Below are 12,071 nucleotides of genomic sequence, written 5' to 3' on the forward strand. Positions count from 1 at the left end.
CATAGCCACCGGTCCCGAGCACCTCAGTCGTCCCACTCGCCGTCCACTCTGTTCAGGAGTACCCCCGTGATCACCGCTTCCGGCATCGAGCTGCGCGCCGGCGCCCGCATCCTCATCGAGAACGCCACCTTCCGCATCGCGAAGGGCGACCGCATCGGCCTCGTCGGCCGCAACGGCGCGGGCAAGACCACCCTCACCAAGTGTCTGGCCGGTGAGGGCATCCCGGCGGGCGGCACGATCTCCCGCTCCGGAGAGGTCGGCTACCTCCCGCAGGACCCCCGCACCGGCGACCTCGACGTGCTCGCGCGCAACCGCATCCTCTCCGCGCGCGGCCTCGACGTACTGATCCGCAAGATGCGCGAGAACGAACAGCGCATCGCGAACGGCGCGGGCGCCACCCGCGAGAAGGCCCTGAAGCAGTACGAGCGCCAGGAGACGGAGTTCCTCACCAAGGGCGGGTACGCCGCCGAGGCCGAGGCCGCCACCATCGCCGCCGCGCTGAACCTCCCCGACCGCGTGCTCGGCCAGCCCCTGCACACGCTCTCCGGTGGTCAGCGCCGCCGCATCGAGCTGGCCCGGATCCTCTTCTCGGACGCCGACACGCTCCTCCTGGACGAGCCGACCAACCACCTCGACGCGGACTCGATCGTCTGGCTGCGCGACTACCTGAAGACGTACCGCGGCGGCTTCATCGTGATCTCCCACGACGTCGACCTGGTCGAGACGGTCGTCAACAAGGTCTTCTATCTGGACGCCAACCGCGCCCAGATCGACGTCTACAACATGGGCTGGAAGCTCTACCAGCAGCAGCGCGAGTCCGACGAGAAGCGCCGCAAGCGCGAGCGCCAGAACGCCGAGAAGAAGGCCGCGACGCTGCACTCGCAGGCCGACAAGATGCGCGCCAAGGCCACCAAGACCGTCGCCGCCCAGAACATGGCCAAGCGGGCCGACAAGCTCCTCGCGGGCCTGGAGGCGGTGCGCCAGAACGACAAGGTCGCCAAGCTGCGCTTCCCCGAGCCCTCGCCGTGCGGCAAGACGCCGCTGATGGCCGAGGGCCTGTCGAAGTCGTACGGCTCGCTGGAGATCTTCACCGACGTCGACCTCGCCATCGACAAGGGCTCGCGCGTGGTCATCCTCGGCCTCAACGGCGCCGGCAAGACCACCCTGCTGCGGCTCCTCGGCGGCGCCGAGAAGCCCGACACCGGTCAGGTCATCGAGGGCCACGGCCTCAAGCTCGGCTACTACGCGCAGGAGCACGAGACCCTCGACCCCGAGCGCACGGTCCTGGAGAACATGCGCTCGGCCGCCCCCGACCTCGACCTCGTCGAGGTGCGCAAGACGCTCGGCTCGTTCCTCTTCTCCGGGGACGACGTCGACAAGCCGGCCGGCGTGCTCTCCGGCGGCGAGAAGACCCGGCTCGCGCTCGCGACCCTCGTCGTCTCCTCCGCCAACGTCCTCCTCCTCGACGAGCCCACCAACAACCTCGACCCGGCCAGCCGCGAGGAGATCCTCGGCGCGCTGCGCACCTACAAGGGAGCGGTCGTCCTCGTCACCCACGACGAGGGCGCGGTGGAGGCGCTGCAGCCGGAGCGGATCATCCTGCTGCCGGACGGCGTCGAGGACCTGTGGGGCCAGGACTACGCGGATCTGGTCGCCCTCGCCTGACGCGGCGGCGCCCCCGGGCGCCCCGGTCCGGGGCGTCCACCGCGCTTGATCGAATGGCTGATCCACTGGGTATGGATCATTCGGCCGATCCGTGATCCCTCATCTGTGTGAGCTCTCCTCGTACCGAGGTGTGTCATACACGGATTTCGGCGGTGACCTGCACAGACGTCTTCCTCTCCACCCGGCACCTCTCTGACCTGCGGGTTCTTCGCGGGACTTCTTCGGGCGAGCGAAAATCGGCGCGCGGAATCGTTAATTCCGCTCGTGTCCGCCGCTTATGGAGCGACAAACCTCGGCGTATGGACCTTGTCGAATGGGTGGCCAGGAAGCCCGCGAGGGGTGATCATGAGAAGTCCAGAGCGCACTTCCCATGAGGAGGCACGGGTGGCCGAGACTCTGAAGAAGGGCAGCCGGGTAACCGGCGCCGCGCGCGACAAGCTCGCGGCAGACCTGAAGAAGAAGTACGACGGCGGTGCGAGCATCCGGGCGTTGGCCGAGGAGACCGGCCGTAGTTACGGGTTTGTGCACCGCATGCTCAGCGAGTCCGGCGTCACGCTGCGGGGACGCGGCGGGGCGACGCGAGGCAAGAAGGCCGCCGCCGGCTGACGGCGGGCGGCAGGCTGTCCCATGCTCCGATGGTGACCACCCGGTCGGCCGGTAGTTCGGCCGGGTGGTTACTGTGCAGTCACTTACGGGCGCTCCCGCGCGCCCGGTCCGACCGCACCCATCGGAGGCACCCATGGCTTCGCCCGACAGCGAGCTCGCACCGGTTCTCGACAAGGACGGCGTACGCCTCACCATCGACGAGGCCGTCGCCACGGTGACGCTGACCAATCCGGCCAAGCGCAACGCCCAATCTCCCGCGCTGTGGAGGGCGTTGACGGAGGCAGGTCAGCTGCTGCCGGGCAGCGTCCGTGTCGTGGTGCTGCGCGGTGAGGGCAAGTCCTTCTCCGCGGGCCTCGACCGGCAGGCGTTCACGCCCGAGGGCTTCGACGGCGAGCCGTCCTTCATCGATCTGGCGCGCGGTGAGGACGGCTTCCTCGACGCCACGATCTCCGAGTACCAGGCGGCGTTCACCTGGTGGCGGCGGAGCGACATCGTCTCCATCGCCGCGGTCCAGGGCCACGCCATCGGTGCCGGCTTCCAGCTCGCGCTCGCCTGCGATCTGCGGATCGCGGCGGACGACGTGCAGTTCGCCATGCGCGAGACCAGCCTGGGCCTCGTCCCCGACCTCACCGGCACACACCCGCTGGTGGGGCTCGTCGGCTACGCCCGCGCGCTGGAGATCTGCGCCACCGGCCGCTTCGTGCACGCCGACGAGGCGGAGCGGGTGGGCCTCGCCAACCTCGTCGTCCCCGCGGACCAGCTCGACGCCGCCGCCAAGGATTTGGCCGCAGCGCTCGTCGCCGCGCCCCGCGACGCGGTCATCGAGACCAAGGCGCTGCTGCAGGGTGCCGCGGCCCGCTCGTACGAGGAGCAGCGCGCCGCCGAACGCGCGGCCCAGGGCCGCCGCTTGCGGGACTTGGCGGGCCTCGACGACTGAACCTGGCCCCTGGGCCTTTACGGGGACCGCGCGCCGGTGCCGGGCGGTGACCGTCGGGCTCGTGCGCCGGGTGTTGCCCTGTCCCGGGCGGGGCGCAGAGCCTGTCCGGCGGGTTCCGGCGCGGAGTGCTTGCCGGTGCCGGCGGTGGTCGCCGGACTAGTGCGTCGGGCGTTGCCCTGTTCCGGACTGGGCGTGAAGCCTGTCCGGCGGGTTCCGGTGCGGTGTGCTCGCCGGTGCCGGACGGTGGCTGTCGGCCCCGTGCGCCTGGCGTTGCTTGTTCCGGGGCGGGCCCAAAGCCGGCGGGTCTCCCGTCCGCGGATCTGCCGCGCTCCGTACGCCCGCGCCGGACGGTGGCTGCCGGGCTCGTGCTGCCTGGCGTTGCCTTGTCCGGGGCCGGGTCCAAAGCCTGTCCGGTGGGTCTCGGTGCGGTTCGCGGGTCTGTCGCCCTCCGCTCGCCGGTGCTGGGCGTTGCCTGGCGTTGCCCGTTCCGGGTCGGGCCCGAAGCCTGTTCGGTGGGTCTTGGCGTGGTTCGTTTGGTGGTGCCGGGGTCGTGTGACTGGGGTTCGTTGAGCCTTTGGGTGAGGGCTAGCCCGCCTCGGTGATCAGTACCGCCACCGTGGGGTGGTCGGGGAGGGCTGCGCCTACTGCCGCGCGGACCGCTAGTGCCACGTCCAGGGCGCGGTGGCCGCTTCCCGTGGCGAGCTCCAGGCGGGCGTGGCGGCGCGGCAGCGTGTCCGTCGCCGGGTGCTCCTCCAGATGGACGGCGCCGCCGATCACTCCGGTCAGCCGGACCACTCCGGGCACCGCGAGGGCGGCCCGCGCGACGCGCGCCTCGTCGGCGTCGTCCGGCCGCTCCGGGGGCGCGGACTCCGTCGGCGCCATGTGCGCGGGACCGGTCCGCGGGGCGGCGCTCGCGTCGGCGTCCTCGTCGAGCAGACCCGTCACCGTCAGGTCGACCTCCTCGGCCACGAGGCCGAGCCGGTGCGCCGCCGTCGTCAGCGCGGCCCGCAGCCGGTCCGCCGCCGCGGGCAGCGGCTCCGTGGCCACCGCCGTGAACTCCGCGGTGATCCGCAGCGGCCCCGGCGACAGCGCGCTCGGCGGGGCCGGCACCGCGGGCTCCACGGCGCGCCCCGGCTCGGCCTGCGCGATGCGCACCGTACCGAGCCGCACGCCGGCGACCTTGTCAGCCATCCGGCGCAACGCGGCGTCAGCCGCCGATTCCGTCACCCACGCGCCGTCCTCCGCGCCGCCCAGTGGCAGGACCCGGCCGAGTCCCAGCTGTCGGCGTACCGCCTGCGTCCAACCCTCGCCCGTCATGGCTCCACCCTGCCGCATCCCGGGCGCGCGAGCGCGGGGCCGCGCTTACTGTGGGCGCAGAAGCAGCCTCATTCGACGGAGCACATCCCCTGTCGAAAGGAACGGGACGGCGATGACCGAGACCGGACAGCGCAAGGCGTCGCAGACGCTGGAGAAGGATTCCCCGAACCCCGTCGCGGCGAAGTCCGCGGGCGGATCGGGCGGCGGTGCCCCGGGCAGCCGGGGCCGCACCACCATCGCGGACGGCGTGGTCGAGAAGATCGCCGGGCTCGCGGCGCGCGACGTCGAGGGCGTGCACGCCATGGGCGGCGGCCTCGCGCGGACCTTCGGGGCCGTGCGCGACCGGGTCCCCGGCGGCTCGAAATCCGTGTCGCGCGGGGTGAAGGCCGAGGTCGGCGAGGTGCAGACCGCGCTCGACCTGGAGATCGTCGTCGAGTACGGCGTGGCGATCTCGGACGTCGCACAGGACGTGCGCGAGAACGTGATCGCGGCCGTCGAGCGCATGACCGGGCTCGAGGTCGTCGAGGTCAACATCGCGGTGAGCGACGTGAAACTGCCCGACGAGGACGATGACGACGAGCCCCAGGGACGCCTCCAGTAGGACGTCTCGTTAAGGAGCGCACGATGAGCATGGCCGTGATCGGCATGGTGGCCGGAATGGCTCTCGGGTTCGCCGGATACTTCGGTGGCTTCGGGGCGTTCCTGCTGGTGGCCGCCTTGGGCGCCATCGGTTTCGTGGCCGGGCGGTTCCTCGAGGGGGACCTGGAACCCGGCGACTTCTTCCGCGGCCGCGGCGACCGGCGGCGGTGAGCGGTGGCGGCACAGGTCGCGCCGGGTGAGCGCGGCGCGACCACCATCGCCGACCGGGTCGTCGCGAAGATCGCCGCGCAGGCCGCCCGCGAGGCGGTGGACGCGGTCCCGCCCGACGGCCCGCCGCCGCGCGCCACGGTCTCCGTCCGCCACGACGAGGCCCGCGTCCGCGTCAGCCTCGAACTGGACTACCCCTGTGACATCGGCGGCCAGTGCGGCGCGGTGCGTCGCCATGTCGCCCAGCAGGTGAAGGCGTTGGCGGGGATGGACGTGCCCGAGGTGGCCGTCCAGGTGGAGCGGCTGCACTCGGCGCGGGTCCGCGCCTCGGCACACGGGAGGACACGATGAGTGACCCCCGGGCAAGCGACGCGTACGACGCGGATGGCGCGGATGGCGCGGACGACACCGAGGGCGCGACCCAGCGCCTCCCGGTCATCGAGTCCGGAAGCACCCCCGCCCCCGACCGACCGGCCGCCTCCGACCGGACGGGCGACCTAGACGGGTCGGACGACGCCGACCGTTCGGGCGTCCCCGGCCGGCCGGTCGACCCCAACCGACCGGCCGACCCCGACCGTTCGGACGACCTCGACCGGTCGTCCTCCGCCTCCGCCTACCAACCCCTGCCGACGCTCTCCGGCGGCGACGGCAAGGCGGGGCGGTTCTGGGCCGCTCGGCGGGTGCCCGCGGCGATCGCCGCTCTGGTCGTTCTCGGCGGCTCCGGGCTGCTCCTGTACGACATCGTCGCCGTACGGGCCGACCATCCGGCGATGCGCTGGCGGCGCGAACTGGCCCGTCAGCTCGGTGAACGGCCGCTCGACGACACGGCCGTGCTCGCCGGCGCGGCCGTCGCCGCCGTCCTCGGGCTCTGGCTCCTGCTCCTCGCGGTGACGCCCGGGATGCGGTCCCTCCTGCCGATGCGGCGCACCCACGCCGACGTACGCGGCGGCCTGTACCGCGGCGCCGCCGCGACCGTGCTGCGCGACCGGGCGATGGACGTGCCCGGCGTGCAGTCCGTGCGGGTCCGCATGACACGCTCCAAGGTGGCCGTGCGCGCCGTCTCGCACTTCCGTGAACTCGACGACGTACGCGATGACTTGGACACCACCTTGTCCGACGGCATCCGCGACCTCGGTCTCGCGCGGGACCCGGGCCTCTCGGTCCACGTGGCCCGGCCCGGCAGGAAGGGATGAGCGCCATGCTGCGCACGGTCAACCGGATCGTCCTCGCCCTGATCGGGCTCGTGCTGCTCGTCCTCGGCGGCTCCGTGCTCGCCGTCGGGCTCGGCGCGTCGCCGCCCTCCTGGTGGATCCACGACGGCCGGCACGACGTGCTGCTCAGCGCCGCCGACCGGACGCGGTGGCGGGACGAGGGCTGGTTCTGGCCCGCGGTCATCGCCGCCCTCGCGGTGTGTCTGCTGCTCGCGCTGTGGTGGCTCTCCGCCCAGCTGCGCAGGCGCCGCCTCGCGGAGGTCCTGGTGGCGACCGGGGACGGCGAGGGCGCGTCGCTGCGCGGCCGGGCCATGGAGAACGTACTGGCCAGGGAGGCCGAGACGCTGGACGGCGTCGACCGTGCCCAGGCCACGCTGACCGGGCGGCGCGGCACGCCGCGGGCGCGCGTGCAGCTCGTCCTCGAACCCCACGCCGCGCCCGCCGACACGCTGCACCGGCTGTCCGACGAGACCCTCGCGCACGCCCGCGACTCGGCGGGCCTCGACGGCCTGCCGACCACGGTGCGGCTGCGCGGACTCAAGCACCGCGCGGAACGGGTGAGTTGACCCCCACGTGACCCGTACGGCCTCGGGTGCCGGTCATAAACGCCGGTACACAGCGCGCGTCGGTCAGAAGCCGCTGCGCGAGCCGCCGTCCACCGGCACCATGACGCCCGTCAGATAGGACGCCGCGGGCGAGAGCAGGAACGCCGCCGTGCGGCCGAACTCCTCCGGCGTGCCGTAGCGGCGCAGCGGGATACCCGCCTCGTTGGCGGCGCGGGTGGCCTCCGGGTCGGGCGAGAGGCCGTCCAGCTGGCGCATCCGGTCGGTGGCGATCCGGCCGGGCAGCACCCCGACGACCCGGATGCCGCGCGGCCCGAGCTCGTCCGCGAGGGACTTGGCGAACCCGGCGAGCCCCGGGCGCAGCCCGTTGGAGATGGTCAGGCCCGCGATCGGCTCGTACACCGAACCCGAGAGCACGAAGCCGATGACGCCGCCCTCGCCGAGCCCGGCGGCCGCGGCGCGGGCGAGCCGCACGGCGCCGAGGAAGACGGACTCGAACGCCGCCTGCCACTGCTCGTCGGTGTTGTCCGCGACGAAGCCGGGCGCGGGCCCGCCGACGCTGATCAGCACGCCGTCGAAGCGGCCGAAGTGCTCACGGGCCGCGCCGATCAGCGCGTCCGCGGACGCCGGGTCGGCGTTGTCCGCGGCGACGCCCACCGCCCGCTCGCCCAGCTCGGCGGCGGCCTCGGCGACGGTCTTCTCGTCCCGGCCGGTGATCACGACCCGCGCGCCGTCCGCGACCAGCGCGCGGGCGGTGGCGTTGCCGAGGCCACGGGTGGCGCCGGTGACTACGTACACACGGTCCTTCAGTCCAAGATCCATGGTTCCTATCCTGCCGCGTCCCCGCCGAAGAGCGCGAGGGCGGTGTTGACCAGACCGATGTGGCTGAACGCCTGCGGGAAGTTGCCCAGCTGCAGGCCCGACGCGGGGTCGAACTCCTCGGCGAGCAGCCCCACGTCGTTGCGGAGCGCGAGGAGCCGGTCGAACAGTTCGCGCGCCTCCTTCGTGCGGCCCGTCATGTGCAGGGCGTCCGCCAGCCAGAACGAGCAGACCAGGAAGACGCCTTCCTGGCCGGGCAGTCCGTCGATGTCCGTCTGGTCGGCGGTGTAGCGGCGCAGGAACCCGTCGTTGCCGAGGTCGGCGTGGACCGCGTCGATGGTGCCTATGACGCGCGGGTCGTCGGGCGGCAGGAAGCCCACGCGCGGGATGAGCAGCAGCGAGGCGTCCAGTTCGGTGGAGCCGTAGGACTGCGTGAAGGTGTTGCGGTCGGCGTCGTAGCCGCGCTCGCAGACCTCGCGGTGCACCTCGTCCCGCAGCCGGCGCCAGCGCTCGACGTCGCCGGGCAGCTTCGGGTTCTGCTCCAGGGAGCGCACCGTGCGGTCTGCGGCGACCCACACCATCACCTTGGAGTACACGAAGTGGCGCCGGGGCCCGCGCACCTCCCACAGGCCCTGGTCCGGCTCCCGCCACTTCTCGTACAGGAACTCGAGCAGGGAGAGCTGGAGGTGCCAGGCGTGCGGCGGGGTGGCGAGGCCGGAGCGATCGGCCAGGGCGAGCGAGTCGACGACCTCGCCGTACACGTCGAGCTGCAGTTGTTTGACGGCCTCGTTGCCGATGCGCACCGGGGCGGAGTCCGCGTAGCCGGGCAGCCAGGGCAGTTCGTACTCGGGGAGCCGCCGCTCCCCGGAGAGGCCGTACACGATCTGCAGGTCGGCCGGGTCGCCCGCGACCGCCCGCAGCAGCCAGTCGCGCCACGCCTCGGCCTCCTCCGAGTAGCCGGCCGCGAGCAGCGCGCCCAGGGTGAGGGTGGAGTCGCGCAGCCAGCAGTAGCGGTAGTCCCAGTTGCGGACGCCGCCGAGCTCCTCGGGGAGCGAGGTGGTGGGGGCGGCCACGATGCCGCCGGTCGGGGCGTAGGTGAGGGCCTTGAGGGTGATGAGGGAGCGTACGACGGCGTCGCGGTGCGGGCCTTCGTAGTCGCAGCGGGCGGCCCAGGCCTGCCAGTCCGCGAGGCTGTCGCGCAGGGAGTCGAACGGGTCGACCAGGGCGGGGCGCGGCTCGTGCGAGGGGTGCCAGGTCAGGACGAACGCGACCTTTTCGCCCTCCTCGACGGTGAACTCGGAGTGGGTGCCGAAGTCGTGGCCCCAGGTGTGCACGGCCGGCTCGCTGCGCAGCCACACGGAGTCGGGGCCCGCCACCGCGATGCGGTGCCCGTCCCGCCGGCGCATCCAGGGCATGACGGAGCCGTAGTCGAAGCGGAGCCGCAGGGTGCTGCGCACGGTGACGCGGCCCTTGAGGCCTTCGACGATGCGGATGACGTCGGGGGCGCGGTCGCGCTGCGGCATGAAGTCGGTGACGCGCACGGACCCGTCGTCGGTCTCCCACTCGGAGTCGAGGACGAGGGAGTCGGGACGGTAGGCGCGCCGGGTGCAGGCACCGGCGCCCTTGGGTGCGATGCGCCAGTGTCCGTTCTCCTCGTCGCCGAGCAGCGCGGCGAAACAGGCGGCCGAGTCGAATCGGGGCAGGCAGAGCCAGTCCAGGGAGCCGTCCCTGCCGATCAGGGCGGCGGTCTGGTGGTCGCCGATGAGCGCGTAATCCTCGATGGGGTGATGCACGGGGAACGGCTTCCCGGGAAGGGGCCCGGCCAATCCGGGGCGCCCGGCGGGCGCGGACGCCCGGCCGGGGCGGCGCTCAGGCGTGCGCCGGCACGCTCTCCTCGGCGGGGGCCTGCGCGGCGGCCGCGCGGTCGCGCTTCTCCCTGCGGACCAGGACGACCCAGCCGATGGGCACGCCCGAGGCGAACAGCCACCACTGGACCGCGTACGCCATGTGCGGGCCGATGCCGCTGTGGTCGGGCTCGGCGATGAGTTCGGGGGAGCCGTCCTTGGGCTCCGGCGAGGTCTGTTCGACGTAGCCGCCGAGGACCTGCTTGCCGAGGCTGTCGGCCTGCTGGCCGCTGCTGATCAGCATGATCTGACGGTCCGGCAGGCCGCGGACGTTCTTGATCCCGCTGGCCGCGGAGGTCTCGTCGGCCTTCAGCCGCCCGGTGATGGTGACCTCGCCCCGGGGCGGGGCGGGGACCTTGGGGAAGGCCGTCTGCGGGCCGTCGGCCGGGATCCAGCCGCGGTTGACGAGCAGGACCTTGCCGTCGTCGAGGACGAACGGGGTGAGGACGTGGAAGCCGACCTCGTCGTCGGAGTTGGTGCGGCGCCGCACGACGACCTCGTGCCGGGTGTCGTACGTCCCCTTGGCGCTCACCCGGCGGTACAGGTCCGCCTTCGGCACCTCGTGGCCCGGCGAGGTGATCTTCTCGGCCGGCACCGGGTCGGCGGCCAGCGCCTCGGTGACCCGCTGGTTCTGCGCGACGCGGTGCTCGTGACGGTGCAGCTGCCAGAAACCCAGCTCGACCATCACGGGGATGAGAACGAGGGCGATGAGGGTGAGGATCACCCACTGCCGGGTCAACAGGAAGCGGTACACCCCACGACCGTACCTCTAGGGCCGCGGGGTGTCGGGGGAGGGGTCGGGGTGGGCGGGGGCGCGGGGCGCGGGGCCGCCGGGGGACCGGCTCGGACGGTGTCCGGCTCAGACGTTGTCGACGATGCCCACCCGTCCCTCCGCGCGCGAGCAGTGGGCGCCGCAGTACCAGTGGCCCTCCACCTCGACGCCCTGGCCGATGATGCGGCACCGGCAGTGCTCGCAGATGGGCGCCATGCGGTGGATGGCGCAGGAGAAGCAGTCGAAGACGTGCACCGCACCTTGTGCGTGCACCTCGAAGGACATGCCGTAGTCGTTTCCGCAGACCTCGCAACGTGCCATGCGCCACAGGGTGAGACGTCGCGGCGGTGCGGGGCGAGCGGTCGGCGGGCGAGTCGTGCGGCAATCACCCGTCTGACGCCCGGGGCGGCCCCGGGCGCCCGCGCGGGCGAGGAACGTCTGTGCGGTTACGTCTCCGTGGCGGGCGCCACGTCCTGGAGCAGCTGGCCGAAGGCGGCCTCGTCGATCACCGGGGTGCCGAACGAGCGCGCCTTGACGGTCTTGGAGGTGCCGGACTCCGGGTCGTTCGTCACCAGCAGGCTGGTGAGACGGGACACACTCGTCGCGATGTGCAGCCCGGCGTCCACCGCCCGGTCCTCCAGGAGTTCGCGCTCCACGGAGGTGTCCCCGGAGAACGCCACCCGCATGCCCTGCTTGAGCGGTTTGCCCGGTTCGTAACGCCCCGGGTTCGGATGCGGGCACGGCGGCCGCTTCCGCGAGGGGCGCCAACTCCCGGGCCGGTACGAGGAGACGGGCGTCGGACCGGTCGCCTGGCGGACCACGCGGGCCGCGCCGTCGGACCACTCGGTGAGCGGCCGGCACTCCAGGAGCGGCAGCCGGACATTGCCCCCGGCCGCCGCGAGCAGACTGGGCCGGAACGCCTCGGCGAGCACCCGCGCGTCGTCCAGGGCGTTGTGCGCGTGGCGCTGCTCGACGCCGAAGTGCGCGGCCAGCGACTCCAGCTTGTGGTTGGGCAGCGGGAGCGCGAGCTCCTTGGAGAGCGCGATGGTGCACAGCCGCTGGCGGACGGGGGCCGTGCGCTGCGCGCGTGCGTACTCCCTGGCGATCATCGACCAGTCGAAGACGGCGTTGTGCGCGACGAGGACGCGGCCTTCGAGGCGGCGCGCGAACTCCTCGGCGACGTCCGAGAAGAGCGGCGCGCCGGCCAGCAGCTCACTGGTGAGGCCGTGGATCCAGACCGGACCGGGGTCGCGCTGCGGATTGACCAGCGTGTACCAGTGGTCCTCGATCTCGCCCCGGGCGTCCACCCGGTAGACGGCGGCCGACACTATGCGGTCGTCGCGGGCCAGGCCGGTGGTCTCCACGTCGACGACCGCGTACCCCGTTGGGTACGCGGCCGGCCAGGGGGCTGCGGACGCTGCGGTCGTGCGGTCTTCGAGCATGGTCCATGAGGATACGGGCCGCGACTGA

14 protein-coding genes are annotated in these 12,071 nt (G+C 72.8%); 8 read left to right on the forward strand and 6 right to left on the reverse strand.

The window, feature by feature from the left end; translation table 11 throughout:
* Window positions 1-66: 66 nt before the first annotated feature.
* From ACZ6CV_RS04695 to ACZ6CV_RS04705, 3 genes are all read left to right on the forward strand, one after another.
* Entirely contained in the window at window positions 67-1,665 is a 1,599-nt protein-coding gene (locus tag ACZ6CV_RS04695) for an ABC-F family ATP-binding cassette domain-containing protein (RefSeq protein ID WP_355818691.1), read from the forward strand.
* Window positions 1,666-2,049: 384 nt separating this feature from the next.
* The gene (locus ACZ6CV_RS04700) at window positions 2,050-2,271 is read left to right on the forward strand and encodes a helix-turn-helix domain-containing protein (RefSeq protein WP_055550175.1); all 222 of its coding nucleotides are present in this window, start codon (window positions 2,050-2,052) and stop codon (window positions 2,269-2,271) included.
* Between the two features lie 133 nt (window positions 2,272-2,404).
* Window positions 2,405-3,208 (forward strand): enoyl-CoA hydratase/isomerase family protein, encoded by an 804-nt coding sequence (locus tag ACZ6CV_RS04705; protein WP_469249546.1) that lies wholly within the window; start codon window positions 2,405-2,407, stop codon window positions 3,206-3,208.
* Window positions 3,209-3,793: 585 nt separating this feature from the next.
* On the opposite strand, the gene ACZ6CV_RS04710 is transcribed toward ACZ6CV_RS04705, so the two are convergent.
* Entirely contained in the window at window positions 3,794-4,525 is a 732-nt protein-coding gene (locus ACZ6CV_RS04710) for a nucleopolyhedrovirus P10 family protein (RefSeq protein WP_469249547.1), read from the reverse strand.
* A 112-nt stretch (window positions 4,526-4,637) separates the two neighbouring features.
* Here ACZ6CV_RS04710 and ACZ6CV_RS04715 point away from each other — a divergent pair, with 112 nt between their 5' ends.
* From ACZ6CV_RS04715 to amaP, 5 genes are read left to right on the forward strand one after another with little or no spacing between them, the layout of a single operon-like run.
* Window positions 4,638-5,126, forward strand: coding sequence for an Asp23/Gls24 family envelope stress response protein (locus ACZ6CV_RS04715; protein WP_469249548.1), 489 nt, complete (start codon window positions 4,638-4,640; stop codon window positions 5,124-5,126).
* Window positions 5,127-5,149: 23 nt separating this feature from the next.
* Window positions 5,150-5,335 (forward strand): hypothetical protein, encoded by a 186-nt coding sequence (locus tag ACZ6CV_RS04720; protein WP_355818703.1) that lies wholly within the window; start codon window positions 5,150-5,152, stop codon window positions 5,333-5,335.
* A gap of 3 nt (window positions 5,336-5,338) precedes the next feature.
* On the forward strand, window positions 5,339-5,683 hold the full coding sequence (locus tag ACZ6CV_RS04725; protein WP_362376760.1) for an Asp23/Gls24 family envelope stress response protein: 345 nt from the start codon (window positions 5,339-5,341) through the stop codon (window positions 5,681-5,683).
* Complete coding sequence (locus ACZ6CV_RS04730) at window positions 5,680-6,525, forward strand: DUF6286 domain-containing protein (protein ID WP_469249549.1); 846 nt, start codon at window positions 5,680-5,682, stop codon at window positions 6,523-6,525. The genes ACZ6CV_RS04725 and ACZ6CV_RS04730 overlap by 4 nt, the downstream gene beginning before the upstream one ends.
* On the forward strand, window positions 6,522-7,109 hold the full coding sequence (amaP, locus tag ACZ6CV_RS04735) for an alkaline shock response membrane anchor protein AmaP (protein ID WP_469249550.1): 588 nt from the start codon (window positions 6,522-6,524) through the stop codon (window positions 7,107-7,109). Before ACZ6CV_RS04730 ends, amaP begins: the two co-directional genes overlap by 4 nt.
* Before the next feature lie 63 nt (window positions 7,110-7,172).
* On the opposite strand, the gene ACZ6CV_RS04740 is transcribed toward amaP, so the two are convergent.
* The 5 genes from ACZ6CV_RS04740 to ACZ6CV_RS04760 all read right to left on the reverse strand — a co-directional run bounded on the left by ACZ6CV_RS04740 (window position 7,173) and on the right by ACZ6CV_RS04760 (window position 12,043).
* The gene (locus ACZ6CV_RS04740) at window positions 7,173-7,928 is read right to left on the reverse strand and encodes an SDR family oxidoreductase (protein WP_362376758.1); all 756 of its coding nucleotides are present in this window, start codon (window positions 7,926-7,928) and stop codon (window positions 7,173-7,175) included.
* A gap of 5 nt (window positions 7,929-7,933) precedes the next feature.
* Window positions 7,934-9,718 (reverse strand): glycoside hydrolase family 15 protein, encoded by a 1,785-nt coding sequence (locus ACZ6CV_RS04745; protein ID WP_469249551.1) that lies wholly within the window; start codon window positions 9,716-9,718, stop codon window positions 7,934-7,936.
* Window positions 9,719-9,794: 76 nt separating this feature from the next.
* Window positions 9,795-10,583, reverse strand: coding sequence for an SURF1 family cytochrome oxidase biogenesis protein (locus tag ACZ6CV_RS04750; protein ID WP_362376755.1), 789 nt, complete (start codon window positions 10,581-10,583; stop codon window positions 9,795-9,797).
* Window positions 10,584-10,688: 105 nt separating this feature from the next.
* A complete protein-coding gene (locus tag ACZ6CV_RS04755) occupies window positions 10,689-10,922 on the reverse strand; it encodes a hypothetical protein (protein WP_150166323.1) in 234 nt (77 codons plus the stop codon).
* Between the two features lie 125 nt (window positions 10,923-11,047).
* Window positions 11,048-12,043, reverse strand: a complete 996-nt coding sequence (locus tag ACZ6CV_RS04760; RefSeq protein WP_469249552.1) for a DEDDh family exonuclease — start codon at window positions 12,041-12,043, stop codon at window positions 11,048-11,050.
* Between the last annotated feature and the right edge of the window lie 28 nt (window positions 12,044-12,071).

Source organism: Streptomyces sp. NPDC041713, from assembly GCF_055591085.1.